At 63.2% G+C, this 15155-nt stretch carries 17 protein-coding genes; 5 read left to right on the top strand and 12 right to left on the bottom strand.

The window, feature by feature from the left end:
- Positions 1-224: 224 nt before the first annotated feature.
- The 5 genes from JYG34_RS12265 to JYG34_RS12245 form a co-directional block, all read right to left on the bottom strand.
- Positions 225-512 carry a DUF3077 domain-containing protein gene (locus JYG34_RS12265; RefSeq protein WP_213660924.1) on the bottom strand — a complete coding sequence of 96 codons (288 nt, stop codon included), beginning with the start codon at positions 510-512 and terminating at the stop codon, positions 225-227.
- Positions 513-657: 145 nt separating this feature from the next.
- Positions 658-915, bottom strand: coding sequence for a hypothetical protein (locus JYG34_RS12260; RefSeq protein WP_213660923.1), 258 nt, complete (start codon positions 913-915; stop codon positions 658-660).
- A gap of 354 nt (positions 916-1269) precedes the next feature.
- Positions 1270-1752 carry a hypothetical protein gene (locus tag JYG34_RS12255; RefSeq protein WP_249746263.1) on the bottom strand — a complete coding sequence of 161 codons (483 nt, stop codon included), beginning with the start codon at positions 1750-1752 and terminating at the stop codon, positions 1270-1272.
- Positions 1753-1880: 128 nt separating this feature from the next.
- On the bottom strand, positions 1881-2168 hold the full coding sequence (locus tag JYG34_RS12250; RefSeq protein ID WP_213660922.1) for a DUF3077 domain-containing protein: 288 nt from the start codon (positions 2166-2168) through the stop codon (positions 1881-1883).
- A 145-nt stretch (positions 2169-2313) separates the two neighbouring features.
- On the bottom strand, positions 2314-2571 hold the full coding sequence (locus tag JYG34_RS12245; RefSeq protein WP_213660921.1) for a hypothetical protein: 258 nt from the start codon (positions 2569-2571) through the stop codon (positions 2314-2316).
- A gap of 438 nt (positions 2572-3009) precedes the next feature.
- Here JYG34_RS12245 and JYG34_RS12240 point away from each other — a divergent pair, with 438 nt between their 5' ends.
- From JYG34_RS12240 to JYG34_RS12225, 4 genes are all read left to right on the top strand, one after another.
- Complete coding sequence (locus JYG34_RS12240) at positions 3010-3525, top strand: sigma-70 family RNA polymerase sigma factor (RefSeq protein ID WP_213660920.1); 516 nt, start codon at positions 3010-3012, stop codon at positions 3523-3525.
- The gene (locus tag JYG34_RS12235; RefSeq protein ID WP_213660919.1) at positions 3522-4442 is read left to right on the top strand and encodes a FecR domain-containing protein; all 921 of its coding nucleotides are present in this window, start codon (positions 3522-3524) and stop codon (positions 4440-4442) included. The genes JYG34_RS12240 and JYG34_RS12235 overlap by 4 nt, the downstream gene beginning before the upstream one ends.
- 137 nt (positions 4443-4579) lie before the next feature.
- On the top strand, positions 4580-6991 hold the full coding sequence (locus JYG34_RS12230; RefSeq protein WP_213660918.1) for a TonB-dependent siderophore receptor: 2412 nt from the start codon (positions 4580-4582) through the stop codon (positions 6989-6991).
- Positions 6992-7110: 119 nt separating this feature from the next.
- Positions 7111-7785 carry a hypothetical protein gene (locus JYG34_RS12225; RefSeq protein WP_213660917.1) on the top strand — a complete coding sequence of 225 codons (675 nt, stop codon included), beginning with the start codon at positions 7111-7113 and terminating at the stop codon, positions 7783-7785.
- A 100-nt stretch (positions 7786-7885) separates the two neighbouring features.
- Here the strand turns inward: JYG34_RS12225 and JYG34_RS12220 are convergent, their stop codons facing one another.
- The 7 genes from JYG34_RS12220 to JYG34_RS12190 are packed head-to-tail and all read right to left on the bottom strand — an operon-like array spanning position 7886 to position 12992.
- Positions 7886-8383, bottom strand: a complete 498-nt coding sequence (locus tag JYG34_RS12220; RefSeq protein WP_213660916.1) for an NUDIX domain-containing protein — start codon at positions 8381-8383, stop codon at positions 7886-7888.
- Between the two features lie 11 nt (positions 8384-8394).
- Positions 8395-9594, bottom strand: a complete 1200-nt coding sequence (locus tag JYG34_RS12215) for a UbiD family decarboxylase (protein WP_213660915.1) — start codon at positions 9592-9594, stop codon at positions 8395-8397.
- Positions 9594-10067, bottom strand: coding sequence for a phosphoribosyltransferase (locus tag JYG34_RS12210; protein ID WP_213660914.1), 474 nt, complete (start codon positions 10065-10067; stop codon positions 9594-9596). The genes JYG34_RS12215 and JYG34_RS12210 overlap by 1 nt, the downstream gene beginning before the upstream one ends.
- On the bottom strand, positions 10060-11205 hold the full coding sequence (locus JYG34_RS12205) for an IMP dehydrogenase (protein ID WP_213660913.1): 1146 nt from the start codon (positions 11203-11205) through the stop codon (positions 10060-10062). Before JYG34_RS12205 ends, JYG34_RS12210 begins: the two co-directional genes overlap by 8 nt.
- Positions 11198-11725 (bottom strand): 6-pyruvoyl trahydropterin synthase family protein, encoded by a 528-nt coding sequence (locus JYG34_RS12200; RefSeq protein ID WP_213660912.1) that lies wholly within the window; start codon positions 11723-11725, stop codon positions 11198-11200. The genes JYG34_RS12205 and JYG34_RS12200 overlap by 8 nt, the downstream gene beginning before the upstream one ends.
- A 12-nt stretch (positions 11726-11737) precedes the next feature.
- Positions 11738-12346, bottom strand: coding sequence for a GTP cyclohydrolase I FolE (gene folE, locus JYG34_RS12195; RefSeq protein WP_213660911.1), 609 nt, complete (start codon positions 12344-12346; stop codon positions 11738-11740).
- Positions 12347-12356: 10 nt separating this feature from the next.
- Positions 12357-12992, bottom strand: coding sequence for a 7-carboxy-7-deazaguanine synthase QueE (locus tag JYG34_RS12190; protein WP_249746262.1), 636 nt, complete (start codon positions 12990-12992; stop codon positions 12357-12359).
- Positions 12993-13592: 600 nt separating this feature from the next.
- Here JYG34_RS12190 and JYG34_RS12185 point away from each other — a divergent pair.
- Positions 13593-15014 carry a NorM family multidrug efflux MATE transporter gene (locus JYG34_RS12185; RefSeq protein ID WP_213660909.1) on the top strand — a complete coding sequence of 474 codons (1422 nt, stop codon included), beginning with the start codon at positions 13593-13595 and terminating at the stop codon, positions 15012-15014.
- Positions 15015-15155: the final 141 nt, after the last annotated feature.

The raw sequence follows: 15155 nt of genomic DNA, 5'->3' as shown, positions 1-15155 counted from the left end.
GCTTCTGGACGTTCGCGAACATCCTGGATCAGCTCAGCGCCAAGCGCGCTCATCAATTTCTGGTTTGGGTTTTCACGCAGCCTGGCCCCATTGCTGCGGTCAGATTCGGTAGAGCTCGGCCAAAAGCGGATGTTCGCGGATCACAAAAATCTAGGATTGGCTTCCATGAAACGGGAGGCGCGTCAGGTCATAAAGCAAAGCAGCCCTCCCCCTCGATTGCCATTTCAGACCTTCTTCAAAATGCCCATGTGCGCATCGTCCATCAGTGCCTTGGCCATATCACTGAGGTAGTGCGACGCCCAGACCAGCACCGGTTCGTTGTCCATCACACCGATGAATGACGCGCGGCGGGCGCTGTCGAGCAGCACGGAGGCTTGTTCCATGGCGTGGTTGGCGCAGTTGCCGGGCTCCACGCGGAACAGGCGCGTGCCTTTGGTGGCGCCTTCCATAAACGTGCAGGTGCCGACCGTCCAGCCGAGTTGGCCGTGGTCTGCAGGGATATCGTTTTCCATTCGAGATTCCTCTGAAGCTTTGAAGGGGTGACCGAGCTACCTGTAGGAGCGGCTTCAGCCGCGATCACCAGCAGCGCTGGTGCCAGGTATCGCGGTGTCTGCATCGCGGCTGAAGCCGCTCCTACAGGGGGGCTGCGCAGGGCTGTCAGTGCAGCGTGTATGACGGCGGCCGGGCGCTCATCTGCAGTTGAGCCAGTGCCGATTCCAGCAACGTGCGGGTGGCATCGAGTTCGTGCATTACCGTCAGCATCACCAGCGTGGCGGGCGACTTGGGCAGATGGGTCAAGGACTGATGCGTCACCGTCAGCGCGCACATGACGTACTCGGTAGCGTGGACAAGCGTGTCTTCGAGGAAGTGAGGGGACTCGGTGGAAGGCGGTGGATCCGGAACAATCTTCAGCATGATATAGCTCTCCAGTTGCGCTGATCGGACCGCCGCCAATCGCTTGCAGACGATTGGGTGGCGGCTACGTACGGGCCTGCAAGACCGGGGCAACTAGAGAAAGCCCGGCTGGCGCGAAGGCCACCCGTACGCAGCCACCAAAACGCACAGTCAATGGTTTGAAGCCAATGACAGGAGGTGGTGCTGATCTAGTTGTCCCGCTCGGGCTTGCAGACCCGGCCGCTGTTTTTTTCAACGGCCCGGCGAGACTAGACCTCTGTTGGATGGTGCAAAAGCCGCAAAAGCATGCTTCGGAAACGGCCTACTCGAAATAGGGAAAATCTGATTCATCCCTGTAGGACGTGCTCCACTGCCTCAGGCTCTTCCCATTTCCTTGCACCAGGCCCCGACAGCCGTACCGCACTCCCCCCAGGCAACTTCAGCGACATCGCGGATGATGTCCGCCAGCAACTCAACATCTGCCCCCTGCGCCTCGATGCAGGCCAGGCGCCCGGGCGACCAATCAAGAAAAGCACACTGCGGATATTGCCGTAGCACGTCGCAGAGGACTTGCCGAGGCGGCTCTTCACGGGTGTACATGAAATCAAAGTACGGGGTATCGGTGTCGTGAATCGGATACAGCCGAACCCAGGCATTCGACGGGCTGGAAAACACCAGGGTGACAGTGCGATTCCTCCACTCCGGCCCGCCATGTTTGATGTGGCGAAACACTTCGATGAGGCTATGACAATCGGGTATTCGGGTCATGCAGCTGGGATCGAACACCCAGTCAGGCTCAGCCTGATAGGCGGCTGTAACGGCCAGCAGTGCAGCCATTCTTCTTGCTTTTTTGTTCATCGCATTACCTTGAGCTCTGGCCGCTACCTCTGGTCGCAAGCAGTCAATCTGGCTGGCCGAGTGACATTTACCTTGTCGTGATTCTGACAGGGTTTGCCACAGGCCAGCATGTGTTGGGTGTAGTCAGTTCAAACCTTCTTCAAAATGCCCATATGCGCATCGTCCATCAATGCCTTGGCCATATCGCTGAGGTAGTGCGACGCCCAGACCAGCACAGGCTCGTTGTCCATCACACCGATGAATGACGCACGGCGGGCGCTGTCGAGCAGCACGGAGGCTTGTTCCATGGCGTGGTTGGCGCAGTTGCCGGGTTCCACGCGAAACAGGCGCGTGCCTTTGGTGGCGCCTTCCATAAACGTGCATGCGCCGACGGTCCAGCCGAGTTGGCCGTGGTCTGCTGGGAGATCGTTGTCCATTCGAGGTTCCTCTGAAGCTTTGAAGGGGTGACCGAGCTACCTGTAGGAGCGGCTTCAGCCGCGATCACCAGCAACGCTGGTGCCAGGTACCGCGGTGTCTGCATCGCGGCTGAAGCCGCTCCTACAGGGGGGCTGCGCAGGGCTGTCAGTGCAGCGTGTATGACGGCGGCCGGGCGCTCATCTGCAACTGAGCTAGTGTCGACTCCAACAACGAGCGGGTGGCATCGAGCTCATGCATCACCGTCAGCATCACCAGCGTGGCGGGTGACTTGGGCAGGTGGGCCAAGGAATGGTGGGACACCGCCAACGCACACATGACGTACTCGGTGGCGTGGACCAGGGTGTCTTCGAGGAAGTGAGGAGACTCGGTGGGATGGGGTGGATCGGGAACGATCTTGAGCATGGTAAATCCTCTTTTGCATTGGATTTCAGCCACCACGCCACCCTTGCAGTGGATAGGGTGGCGGCTACGTACAGGTCTGCAAGACCGGCGCAAAAGAGAAAACCGGCAGGCCCAAGAGCCTCCCATACGCAGCCGCCATGACACATCAAGCAACACGGGGATATGTTGTTGATGCCTTGGCAGTGAATCTTTTGCGGCGGGCTTGCAGGCCCGGTCGTTGATTTGGCAACGACCCGGCGAGACTAGACCTCACGGCGAAGACGCAAAAGCGGTCAAAGCATGCTTCGGAAACGCCCTACTCGAAATAGGGAAAATCTGATCATTCCATGTAGGACGCCAGCCCCATACCCACTTCTTACCATTCCCATTCCCGCCCTCACCCAGTACACTTGCGACAAATTCTTATTTGCATCCAGATATGTCGTCAGGGGAGCCTCGATGTCCACCGTTGTGTCCGACGGAGCTGCACACTTTGGCTTGGAAACGCTCTACCGCGAGCACAGCGGCTGGCTGCACGGCTGGTTGCGCCAACGGCTGAACAACACCGCCGATGCCGCCGACCTGGCGCAAGACACCTTCATCCGGGTGCTGCTGGCCCGCACCGCAGGCACGCTCAACCAACCGCGCCACTACCTGGCGACCATCGCCCGTGGCCTGGTCATCGACCTGTACCGCCGCCGCAGCCTGGAAAACGCCTACCTCGAAGCCCTGGCGCAGCAGCCGGAACACTATGCACCCTCCGCCGAAACCCGGGCCGCCATCCTCGATACCCTGATAACCATCGACCGTATGCTCGATGGCCTCGGCCCACGCACGCGGGCGATCTTCCTCGCCGTGCAACTCGATGGCCTGAGCTACGAAAAAGCCGCCGAGCGCCTCGGCGTTTCGGTGACCACCGTGCGCAAGCACCTGGCACGCGCGCTGATGCACTGCCTGTTGATCGAGGGCGCATGAAGGCCATTCTCGCCGACGCCGTGGACTGGTACGTGCGCCTGCACGACAGCCACGTCGATGACGCCACCCGCGCCGCATGGCAAGCCTGGCACGCCACCGACCCTCGCCACGCCGCCGCCTGGGCGCGGCTGGAACAGCTGCAATGCCGCCTGGGCAACGCCCCCAGCGGCGCCGCGCAGACGCTGGAAATCGCCCGGCGGGATCGACGCCATGCCGTGAAGGCTTTGGGCTTGTTGCTCGGAGTTGGGGTGGTCGGCTGGCAGGGTTATCGGGCCTCGCCGTGGCATGCCGATTACTCGACGCGGGTCGGCGAGCGGCGCCAGCTGACCCTGGCCGATGGCACGCGCCTGGACCTCAATACCGACAGCCGCGTGGATGTTCGCTTCGATGCCGGCCGGCGCCTGATCCATCTGCGCCAGGGCGAGATTTTAGTGGAAACCGCCAAGGACCCACGTCCACTCAGCGTGCGCACCGCTGAAGGCGAGGTGCTTGCCCTCGGCACCCGGTTCAGCGTGCGCCAAGACACTGGCATGAGTCATGTGGCGGTGACCGCCCATGCCGTGGAGGTGCGCCCCGACCGATCAGTTCAGATGGTGCGCATCGACTCCGGGCACAGCTTGAGCTTTAGCGCCGACAACGTGGGGCCGCTAAGTCCCCTGCCTCTCGGCAGCCAGGCGTGGGCCCAGGGCATGCTGGTCACCGTCGACTGGCGCCTGGGCGATGTGATTCATGAACTCGGGCGCTACCGCCCCGGTTATCTCGGCTGCGCTGGCGAGGTCGCCGGGCTGCGCCTGTCCGGCGCCTTCAACCTCGACGACACCGACGTCGCCCTGGCCAGCCTGGAAGACGCCCTGCCCGTCCGCGCCCGGCGCATGACCCGCTACTGGGTGCGCCTGGAACCACTCGGCATGGGTTAAGGCGGCTGCCCTCCACCTCCCCTCACATTCCTGAGAATTTTTCGCATTCAGGGGTGACAGATTTCTATCGCTGCTTCGGCTCTTGAGGACGCGCGCTTCAGCCGCGCCCAAGCCAACCAGAACAGGAACCCCCTTTCATGTCCGCACGCCGTACCTCGCTAGCCTGCAGCATTCGCCAGGCGACCCTTGCGCTGAGCCTTTGCGGCGCCGCGCTGGCGACCTCGACCGCCTGGGCCGCCCCGCAGCGCTACGATATTCCGGCCGGCAGCCTGGCTTCGGCGATCAGCCAGTTCGCCGCCGCCAGCAGCGTGACCATCAGCTTCAGCCACGACGAAACCACCGGGCTGCAGTCGTCGGGGCTGCGCGGCAGCTTCGAGCTGGAGCAAGGCTTTGCCACGTTGCTGCAGGGCTCCGGGTTGCGGGTGCAGGCGATGGGCGAAAAGCGCTATGTGCTGAGCAAGGCGCCCACCGACGGTGCCGTCGAGCTGGGCGCGACCAGCATCGACGCCATGGGCCTGGGCAGCACCACCGAAGGCACGGGCAGCTACACCACGGGCTCGGCCAACACCGCGACCGGGCTGCGTCTCTCCGCTCGCGAGACGCCGCAGTCGGTGAGCGTGGTCACCCGCCAGCAGATCGAAGACCAGAACCTGACGGACGTTGCCCAGGTGCTCGAGCAAACCCCGGGCGTGGTGGTCAACAGCATGGGGCCGGCCGGGAGCGACGGTAACCATATCTATGTGCGTGGCTTCGAGGTCGGCAGCATCCAGGTCGACGGCGTCAACCGTCCCGACACCTATGGTTTTCGCGACGACCTGGCCGACATGGTCTCGTACGACCGGGTGGAGGTGGTGCGCGGGGCCACGGGCCTGATGTCGGGGACCGGCGACCCCGGCGCCACCATCAACCTGATCCGCAAGAAGCCGACCGTCGAGACCCAACGCAAGCTGACCCTCAAGGCGGGCTCGTGGGATAACTACCGCACCGAGCTGGACGTGTCCGGCAAATTGTCGGAGAGCGGCCATGTACGTGGGCGCTTCGTGGCGTCGACCACCGATAGCCAGAGCCATATCGACCGCCAGTCGCTGAAAAAGGAAGTGGCCTACGGAGTGATGGAATGGGACATCACCGACAGCACGATGCTGACCGTGGGCGTGGAATACCAGGAGCTGGACAGCGACGGCGCTGGCAACCATGGCTTCCCGATGTACAACACCGATGGCAGCCACTTCAACCCTTCGCGCTCGTTCAACTCGGCCTCGGACTGGAGCTACCACAAGCGCCGCGCGAAAACGCTGTTCACCACCCTGGAGCACCAGCTGGACAACGGCTGGCAACTGAAGCTCAACGCCGAGCACAGCCGCCGCAGCTACGACGACGCCTTCGCCACCGCCGCCAGCGGCACCGTCAACCCCGATGGCAGCGGCATCAGCACCTGGACCGGGCGCTGGGCGGGCGAGCCTCGGCAGACGTCGCTCGATCTGTCGGCCAACGGCCCGTTCGAGCTGTTCACCCGTGAACACCAGGCATACCTCGGTGCCAGCCATTACCGGGCCTACTACCGCAACAACGGCTACCCGCTCTGGTCGCTGCAGAGCATCGACAACATCCACACCTGGGACGGTTCGCTGGCGATCCCGGACGCTATCCACGCCAAGTCGACGAAAGACGCGTTGGACGAAACCCAGGACGGCCTGGTCGCGTCGGTGCGCTGGAGCCTGGCCGACGACCTGTCGCTGATTACCGGTGCGCGGGTGATCGACTGGAAACGCGATGAAGCCAACACCACCCTGGCCACCGGCGACACCAGCCGCACCTCGCGCAGCGAGACTGGAGTCGTCACCCCCTACATGGGGCTGGTCTACGACCTCAACGAGAACTGGTCGGCGTATGCCAGCTACACCACCATCTTCAAGCCGCAAAGCAAGCAGGATGTCAGTGGCGGCTACATCGAGCCGGAAGAAGGCGTGAACTACGAGCTGGGGCTCAAGAGCGAGTTCTGGGACAAGCGCCTGACCACCGCGTTCAGTGTCTTCGAAGTGCACCAGGACAACCTGGCCGTGGCGGACGGCAGCAACCTCGCCCCCGATGGCAACCAGGCCTACCGCGCCGAGTCGGGTACCAAGACCCGCGGTTTCGAGATGGAAATGGCGGGCGAGGTCCTGCCCGGCTGGCAAGTCTCCGCCGGCTACACCTATGCCGTGGCCAAGGACTCCGATGGCAAGCGCCTGCTCACGGATGTGCCGCGCGACACCCTCAAGCTGTTCACCAGTTATCGCCTGCAATCCCTGCCGCAGTTGAAAGTCGGCGGTGGCGTGCGTTGGCAGGGTACGGAGTACTACAAGAACGCCGGGCCTGATGGCGAGACGTTCAACCAGGGCGCCTACAGCGTGGTCGACCTGATGGCGCAGTACGCGTTCACGCCGCAAACCAGCGTCGCCTTGAACCTCAACAACGTGTTCGACGAGAAGTACTACACCGCGATCGGTTCGCGGGGTTGGTATGGCACTCCGCGCAGTGCCACGGCCACCTTGGTCTATGCATTCTGACGCAAGGGTGTGAAGCCTGCTGGCCCCCGTGCATGGGGGCCGTCAAACGGCGAATGATGGCCTTTTAGAATCACCGCACAGTCTCTACAATCATGCCCCGATTTCCCAGGAAGCTCTGCATGACTGTCTTCACACGCCTGTACCTCTGCCTTGGCCTCACCCTCGGCGGTTGCGCCGCCGTCCCTCAGAATCAGGTGGCACCCGTCACCTTGCCGTCACCGGTGAACGAGGCGCAAAAGCCGAGTGTCCATGTTTCGGTGAGCCACTATTTTGGCTCCCCGTTACCTCACCTGCTGGCGAGCTCGCTCAAGGGCGCTGCCTTGGAGACGGACACGCAACGCTTGCAGAGGTTGGCCGCCCTTTCCCCGCTCGCCCCTGCCGGCGTTCAGCAGAACACCACGCAACAGGTGCGCCAGATACTCGACGAAACCGGGTTGTTCGCGCATGTCAGCATGAATGGCGAAGCAGTGCGTCCTGGTGATTACCAACTGGATCTGAGTGTCTACACCTACTGGCCGTTCAGTGCCGGCGAGGCACTGGCCAGCATGGCCACACTGGTTACCCTGGGGCTTGTCCCCAGCAGCCGGCCACAGGAATTCAAGTTGATACTGAGCTTGCATGGCCCGGACAAGCAGCCTCTGGCCTGGGCCGCCAACAGCGATGCGATTGACCAGCGGGTGGGTCTCGTCAACCTGGTTAGGCTGGGTGATACGGAGGAAAAGGCCGAGTACGACACGCTCAAGCGTCAGGTTAATGCTCTGCTGTTGAAAGCGGTGATGCCGGAGCTACTGTAGGAGCGGCTTTAGCCGCGATGCAGACAACGCGGTTATGGCACCCGCTTTGCGGGTGATCGCGGCTGAAGCCGCTCCTACAGGGGGCGTGGCAAGGCCGCTCTCACGTCCCTTGCTTGAACAGCTCGCCCTGCCCTTCAAAATGCGCGCTGCAGCGCACGAACGCCTCGGCCTGGCGATACTCCATGGCCAGCTCCAGGTAGCTGCAGCCCTCGTCGAACAGCCGCCCCATCAGGAACCGGTCCGATTCCGGAATCCGGTAGGCATCGAGGTTGTCCAGGTCCGCCCACACCAACGGGTGCTTTTCCTCGACCAGCGTGGGCCGGGCCTTGGCTTCGAAGCTGTAGACGAAGATCAGCCAGTTCCAGTCCGGCGACCGCGAGTAGTCGTACACCAACCCTCGCGGGCGCAGCGGCTCGGTGATCGCGTAGCCCGTCTCCTCGGCGAACTCGCGGCGCGCGCAGTCGATGGGGATTTCACCAAACTCGCACTTGCCGCCCGGCGGCAGCAGGAAACCGCGGTACGGCGCCGTCTGCCGGTCCAGCAGCAGTACCTGCCCCTCGTAGGTGCAGTACACCAGGGTGCTGAGCCTGGGGCTCATCGATCGTTCCATCAGAAGGTCTTCCAGTTGAAGTCGTTGGCATTGTCGCACAGCAACCCCACCCGCCCGCCCATGCGTACCCCGCGCTTGCGGTAGTCGTCGGTCACCGTCTCGAAGGCGAAGGTCGACAGGTCGGCGAACAGCGTGTCGGCATTCCTGACCAGGAAGAACAGCTTGCTGCGCAGGTCGTATTCCATGACCAGCCGCAGGGTCGCTTCGTTCACCGTATCGCACTCGACGATCACCCCGAACTCGCCGAAGTACGCCGTCGGGTACACAACTCGACGCACGGGGATGCCCTTGCTTTCGAGGAAGCCGTACATGAACGTCTCGTTCTGCAGGCGCATCAGGTCCAGGCCCGACTCCTTGCCGCAGAAGATCCCGAAGAACAGCGGATTGTCCCGTGCGTGGATCGCCTCGACGGTCAGCTCGAAGCCCACGGTCTTCTCGCTGTAGTAGCCCTTGAACTCGCAGAACGGCCCTTCGTCGATCATCTTGCCGTTCAGGCTGGCGTGCAGCACCAGTTCGCTCTCGGCCGGCACCGCCGGGTAGTCGCCCTGGCGGCACAGGTCGATGGGGGCGTCGGCGATGGCCGAGGAGAACACGTAGCTGTCCACGTCCGCCGGGATCTTGCTGGCCCCGCCGATATAGGCCGCGATCGGCCCGCCGTTGAACAGGCTGACCTTGACCTCGCCCTCTTCGCGCAGCCGCTCGTGGATGATCGCGTGGGCATCGGTGCGGGGGTCGATGAACACTGCGATGGTGCGCCCGTCCTTGATCTCGCCACGGTAGAAGCCCAGGTTGTAGCGCCCGGCCTTGTCCTGCACGCAGAACACGAACGAGGTCAGGTAGCGGCCGCCATCACCGGGCTGGTACTTGAGAAACGGCAGGTCCAACAGCGACCAGTCCATCCGCTGGAACGCCCACGGCGCCCGCACGGGGGCACGCTGGTCGTCGTGCACCCCGCGCGCACGCCGGGCGAATTCCGGCTGCACGTTCTCTTCGTTCAAACCCAGCCCGCGCAGCATCGCCTCGCGCTTGAAGGCGTTGTCCACATAGGGCACCCCGGAAGCGCAGGCGACGTTGCTGAACTTCACCACCGGATAGGCCTTGAGGTCGTAGTGCTGGTGCAGGTAGCGCGAGATTTCGAGGTCGGTCTCGAACAGGCCCGCGACTTCGTCGACGCGGGCCTCGCTGAGCAAGTTTCTCATCAGGCATCGATCCTTCTTTCCCAGGGGAAGCGCACCCACTCGGTGACTTCCCGGGCATGAAACTCGACCATCTCGTTGACCTGGCCGCGGTCGCCGTTGGCGGCGTTGAACACCAGGCTGGCGACATAGATGTCGCGCCCGTCCACGCCGTACTGCTCGCGGATAAAGCGCACGGTCTCGCCGCTGCCGACGATGTCCTCGATCACCAGCCATTTCTTGCCGGCCTGCGCCAGGGGGCTGATATCCACCAGGCGTGGGGCGGCCTTGTGCGAGTCGACGCCATCGGACAGGTTGCGCCGAATCGACAGCGTGGCCACTTCACGCACGCCCAGCTCGTGGGCGACGATCACCGCCGGCACCCAGCCGGAGCGTGCCACACCAACGATGGTGTCGAAGGTGTAGCCCGACTCGCGCACTGCCTCGGCGATGGCCAGCGACAGTTGCTCCACATCGTTCCAGGTCAGGTTAATCATGGCTGAGTACCTCGGCCTTGTAGTCGATGGGATGCTTGGCCGCGTCCAGGGCATGGGGGCGGCTTTCCTGGCTGGTCTGCACCGACACCTCGATGAACTCGTGGCGTTCCAGCAGCTGCTGGTAGTCGCTGGCGCCGCAGTAGCTGAAGCCCGACTGCACACCGCCGATCAGCTGGTACAGGTAGGCGCGCAAGGGGCCGGCGTACTCGAAGCAGGCCTCGATGCCTTCGGGCACGTAGCGCAGCAGTTGTTCCTCGGTGATCTTCTGGCCCTGCAGGCGCTTGAGCTCGAGGTTGGTGCCGAAGGTGACGAAGCCGCGGGTCAGCTTGAAGCGCTTGCCGGACACCTCCAGCAGCTGCGCGGCGCTTTCGTCGGTGCCGGCGAGCATGCGCCCGAGCATCACCGCGTTGGCGCCGGCGGCCAAGGCCTTGACGATATCCCCGGAACTGCGGATGCCACCGTCGGCAATGATGCTGACGCCTGCCTCCTTCGCCGCCGCGGCGCATTCGAGGATCGCGGTGAGCTGCGGCACCCCGGCGCCAGTGACCGAGCGCGTGGTGCACACGCTGCCCGGGCCGATGCCGACCTTGATCACGCTGGCCCCGGCCTTCGCCAGGTCGAGCACGCCTTCGGGTGTGGCGACGTTGCCGGCGACGATTGGGATATCGCCCAGGCGCTCCTTGACGTTTGCGATCGCGGCGATGGCATGGGCGGAATGGCCGTGGGCGATGTCCAGGGTCAGGAAATCCACATCGCACGCGGCAAGGCCTGCGGCGCGCTGCAGGTAGTCGTCGACGATGCCGATCGAGCCGCCAACCTTGAGCCGGCCCTGGCTGTCCAGGGTCGGCGCGAAGTCGGGCTCGCGCTGAGTCACCGGCGCGCTCTTCACCGCATGCACAAACGCCACCTGGTCTTCGATGCTGCACATGCGGTGGACGATGCCCAGCCCGCCCATCCGCGCCATTTCCATGGCCATGCGGTCCTCGGTGCACCACTGTGTGTTGGCCGAGATGATTGGCACGCTCAGGCGGCCGATGCCCTTGAGCTCGACGCCGATATTGGCCTCTTTGCGGCTGGCCAGGTGGGTTTTCTTGGGCACCAGCAGCACGTCGTCGAACACATAGCCCTTTCTAAACATGCTGCGCGCCTCCCACATTGCTGGCCGGGTATTCGGCCCAGCAGTTGGGGGTTTCGTACACACGGATGGTGTCCACGCGCACCTGCGCGGCGCCGTGGCCGAGGGTGGCGACTTTGTCGCTCAGCAACTCGTACCAGTGCTTGGCCAGCGCCTCGGCGGTGGGCGAGAACGGCACCAGGTAGATCTTCATCCCTTCGCCGTTGGTCAGCGGCAACGCCACGCCGGAGGTGCGTACATCGCGGGCCGGGCCGTGGATGTCCAGCACCTGCAGCAGGTACTCGTCCTCGGCGTCGACGATCAGCGCGTGGTCGCACAGCTCATCGATGCACTGCACCATGGCGTCCTTGGCAAAGCTGAAGTCCAGCACCATGCCGGTCTCCGAGCCATGGGTGGCGAGCTCGTCGGCGCTGCAGGTCATGTGCACCGAGTAACGGTGGCCGTGCAGGTTGCGGCACTTGGAGCCATGGGAGCGGATCCGGTGGCCGGCGTCGATTTCGATCTTGCGGTCGATCTTGAACATGACAGTCTTCCCTTACTGAGAGTGGTGAACGCCATTGCCCCATGGCAACGCGGCGGCGGTGTAGAACTCGCCGCGCTTGATCGAGTCGCTGTCCAGCACGCCCGAGAAGTAAGTGGTGGTCATGTTGGCGTTGGGCTTGTAGGCGCCGCGGGTGCACAGGCAGTTGTGCTTGGCGCGGATGATCACCCCCACCCCTTTGGGGCGCAGCACTTCGTCCAGGGCCAGGCCGATCTCCGAGGTCAGCCGCTCCTGGATCTGCAGGCGCTTGGCGAAGATGTCCACCACCCGGGCCAGCTTGGACAGGCCCACCACCCGGCCATTGGGGATGTAGCCGACGGTGGCGTTACCCACGATTGGTGCCAGGTGGTGTTCGCACATCGACTCGAAGTGGATGTTCTGCAACATGATCAGGTTCTTGTAGCCAGCCACTTCCTCGAAGAACTTCTCCAGTACCCGATACGGGTCCTGGGAATAACCCACGGTCTGCGCGACCATCGATTTCAAGAAGCGCTCCGGCGTCTCATGAAGCCCCTGGCGATTGGTGTCTTCACCCAGGTATTCGAGAATATCGATAACGCCTTGTCGGGCTTTGGCGTGGGAACGTTCTTTATCGTTTTGCATGGTCATATCCTTATGGAAGATTCAGCAGCTTGTGCAATTGCATATTCAATGTGTAACCCTGGCGGGTGGCCACATCGATACAAGCCTTGAGGTTGTCCTTGTTGCGTTGCTCGTCGTAGTCATCGCGCGGCATGACATATACCGGCTTGCCCTGGGGCGGGCGGAACAGCCGGGCCTTTTTACCGGCCCGTTGCGTGGAAGTGCCCGGCAGGCCATCGCTTTCGTCGACTTCGCCATGGGCCAGTACATATTTGTAGTGGGTGATGATCTCGATCATGCGCAGGTCCAGCACCGGCGTCTTCGGGCTGCACACCACGGTGACGTCCTGCCCCGTGGGGATGGCCTGGTAGATCGTGCCGTTGGTCTCGATCTGGACCTTGAAGCCCTCGTCGAGGAACACCTGGATCAGTGGCGCGATGCTCTGGCGAAAGGGTTCGCCGCCCGTCAGCACCACCAGCTCGGGCACCGGTGCTTCAAGGCCGCGGATCATCTCGACGATGGCCTGCGGGGTCATCGACCAGCGAAACGCCTCGAACTGGGTGTCGCACCAGTAGCATTGCAGGTTGCATCCCGACAGCCGGACGAAGGTCGACGGCACCCCCGAATAGGGGCCCTCGCCTTGCAAGGTCCTGAACACCTCTTCCACCCAAAGGGTCTCGCTGTCAGGCGCTTTCTTTCTTATGGGGTTCTCGCCAAACATACCCACTCCCTGTTGACTGCAATACGCCTTCTGACAATGAAGAGGCGCACGCTGATAAAACGTCAGCAGGCAGGGAAGTTCCAGATAAACAGATGCAAGCGGATAGAAAACCTGAGCGACACTATCCACGCTCAATATGTATTTCCTCGACAGCCTGATCCCTGGCCAGTTCGCTTCCCTGCAGCGACCATATAAAGTTGAACGCAGTAGTTGCGTTCAATTGGCCATCACCCGATCCTGAGCGACAGCACCTGTTTAATTGACTTGTATCATCTCGCCACGCACAGGATGTTATGCTTGGGGCAGATCGATATATACGTGCGGTAAAACAAACTAGACCAGATAACCGGACCGTGCAAAATATCGATTTCGTTTATTCACGACCTTGACATATAACCAAAGTGAATAAAAACATCGCGTGATATCATGATTCTTCATGAGATCGTGACCCTGAATTCCCGTACAGGATAAAGGGGCTTGAATCTGAACCCGAGCTTCGCTTGAGTCATCAAATGGACTGTTTCACCCGGCATCGGAGGCCGTTGCATGCTTGAACACAAATCCCCGACCCGCCGCCCCACGGGCGAGCTGATGATCCTGCTGGCCATGGCCGGACCCTTGATGGCCGCCCAGCTGTCCAAGGTGGTCATGGTCTTCACCGACACCTACATGATGGGCCGCCTGGGCGCCGAGGCCCTGGCCGGCGGCGGTGTCGGCGCGTCGATCTATTCGTTCCTGACCTTTTCGTTTTCCGGGGTCATCTCCGGCATCGGCACGCTGATCGCCATCGCCCACGGCTCGCAGGACATTACTCGCGTGCGGCGCTCCTGCCAGAGCGGCCTGCTCATCGCCCTGCTGCTGGCGGCCCTGGGCATGCTGGTGCTGTGGCTGGCCGCGCCGTTGCTGCGCAGCCTCGGCCAACCGCCGCAAAGCATCGACGCGTTCATCGCCTTCACCCACGCGGTGGCCTTCGCGCTGCCGGGCTACCTGGTGTTCATGGCCCTGCGCAACTTCGTCAGCGCCCTGGGCGACACCAAGCCGGTGATGGTCATCAGCATGGCCGGCGCGGTGCTGAACCTGGCCCTCAACCTGGTGATCATCAACCAGTGGTTCGGCATCCCCTTCCTGGGCCTGCGCGGTATCGGCGCGGTCACCGCCAGTGTGTCGCTGCTGATGGCGGTTTCGCTGGCCGGCTACATCGCCCTGACGCCCCGCTATCAGCCGTACCGCATCTTCGAGGGCATCCTCGACATCGACTGGGGCATCCTGCGCCAGGCCTTGCGCTTCGGCATACCGGTGGGCCTGTCGTTCGCCATCGAGCTGAGCCTGTTCACCTGCGCGGCGCTGATGATGGGGCACTTCGGCGTGGTGGTGCAGGCCGCCCACCATGTGGCGATGCAGGCGGTGCTGATCGCCTTCGTGGTACCCATCAGCCTGTCCAGCGCCACCTCCTACCGGGTCGGCCAACTGGTGGGGGCCGGCCGCGTGGCCGAGACCAAGCGCGTGGCGCGCATCGGCCTGGCCTGCGGCGCGGTCGCCTCGTTGATCTTCGCCCCGCTGTTCCTGGTGTTCCCCACCGAGATCGCCAGCCTGTTCGTGCACGCCGGCACCGCCGACAGCCTGTTGCTCAAGAGCACCGTGGCCAGCCTGCTGGCCGTGGCGGTGTGGTTCCTGTTGTTCGACGGTGCGCAGAACATCCTGCTGGGGGCGCTGCGGGGGCTGAAGGCGTTGAAGACCTCACTGGCGCTGGTGGCGATCTTCTACTGGGCCATCGCCCTGCCCACCGCCTACGGGCTCGGCATCCACCTGGAGCTGGGGCCGCGCTACATCTGGGCCGGCCTGGCCATTGGTTTGGCAGCAGCAACCTTCGCGATGTACCTGGGGCTGGAGCTGATCGTCAACCGGCAGACGCGCGAGGCGCAGGTGCCGAGGGCGGTGGTGCTGACGCCGGAGGCGAAAGGCAGTTAAGGGCATTGAGGATTCGCCCACTCGCCGGTAGGAGCCCGGCCCGCCCCCTGTAGGAGCGGCTTCAGCCGCGATCACCCGCGAAGCGGGTGCCAGGCACCGCGTCGCCTGCATCGCGGCTGAAGCCGCTCCTACAGAGGCCTC

The sequence above is a fragment of the Pseudomonas entomophila genome, assembly GCF_018417595.1.
GTDB lineage: Bacteria > Pseudomonadota > Gammaproteobacteria > Pseudomonadales > Pseudomonadaceae > Aquipseudomonas > Aquipseudomonas entomophila_C.
Note: the sequence above shows the minus strand (reverse complement) of the source record. Positions and strands in the feature narration are given on the sequence as shown.

What these genes read in the sequence shown, in the direction of transcription:
- JYG34_RS12265 (WP_213660924.1), bottom strand. Translation starts at nt 512, where the DNA reads ATGGAAAACGATATCCCTGCAGACCACGGCCAACTCGGCTGGACGGTC.
- JYG34_RS12260 (WP_213660923.1), bottom strand. Translation starts at nt 915, where the DNA reads ATGCTGAAGATTGTTCCGGATCCACCGCCTTCCACCGAGTCCCCTCAC.
- JYG34_RS12255 (WP_249746263.1), bottom strand. Translation starts at nt 1,752, where the DNA reads ATGAACAAAAAAGCAAGAAGAATGGCTGCACTGCTGGCCGTTACAGCC.
- JYG34_RS12250 (WP_213660922.1), bottom strand. Translation starts at nt 2,168, where the DNA reads ATGGACAACGATCTCCCAGCAGACCACGGCCAACTCGGCTGGACCGTC.
- JYG34_RS12245 (WP_213660921.1), bottom strand. Translation starts at nt 2,571, where the DNA reads ATGCTCAAGATCGTTCCCGATCCACCCCATCCCACCGAGTCTCCTCAC.
- JYG34_RS12240 (WP_213660920.1), top strand. Translation starts at nt 3,010, where the DNA reads ATGTCCACCGTTGTGTCCGACGGAGCTGCACACTTTGGCTTGGAAACG.
- JYG34_RS12235 (WP_213660919.1), top strand. Translation starts at nt 3,522, where the DNA reads ATGAAGGCCATTCTCGCCGACGCCGTGGACTGGTACGTGCGCCTGCAC.
- JYG34_RS12230 (WP_213660918.1), top strand. Translation starts at nt 4,580, where the DNA reads ATGTCCGCACGCCGTACCTCGCTAGCCTGCAGCATTCGCCAGGCGACC.
- JYG34_RS12225 (WP_213660917.1), top strand. Translation starts at nt 7,111, where the DNA reads ATGACTGTCTTCACACGCCTGTACCTCTGCCTTGGCCTCACCCTCGGC.
- JYG34_RS12220 (WP_213660916.1), bottom strand. Translation starts at nt 8,383, where the DNA reads ATGAGCCCCAGGCTCAGCACCCTGGTGTACTGCACCTACGAGGGGCAG.
- JYG34_RS12215 (WP_213660915.1), bottom strand. Translation starts at nt 9,594, where the DNA reads ATGAGAAACTTGCTCAGCGAGGCCCGCGTCGACGAAGTCGCGGGCCTG.
- JYG34_RS12210 (WP_213660914.1), bottom strand. Translation starts at nt 10,067, where the DNA reads ATGATTAACCTGACCTGGAACGATGTGGAGCAACTGTCGCTGGCCATC.
- JYG34_RS12205 (WP_213660913.1), bottom strand. Translation starts at nt 11,205, where the DNA reads ATGTTTAGAAAGGGCTATGTGTTCGACGACGTGCTGCTGGTGCCCAAG.
- JYG34_RS12200 (WP_213660912.1), bottom strand. Translation starts at nt 11,725, where the DNA reads ATGTTCAAGATCGACCGCAAGATCGAAATCGACGCCGGCCACCGGATC.
- folE (WP_213660911.1), bottom strand. Translation starts at nt 12,346, where the DNA reads ATGCAAAACGATAAAGAACGTTCCCACGCCAAAGCCCGACAAGGCGTT.
- JYG34_RS12185 (WP_213660909.1), top strand. Translation starts at nt 13,593, where the DNA reads ATGCTTGAACACAAATCCCCGACCCGCCGCCCCACGGGCGAGCTGATG.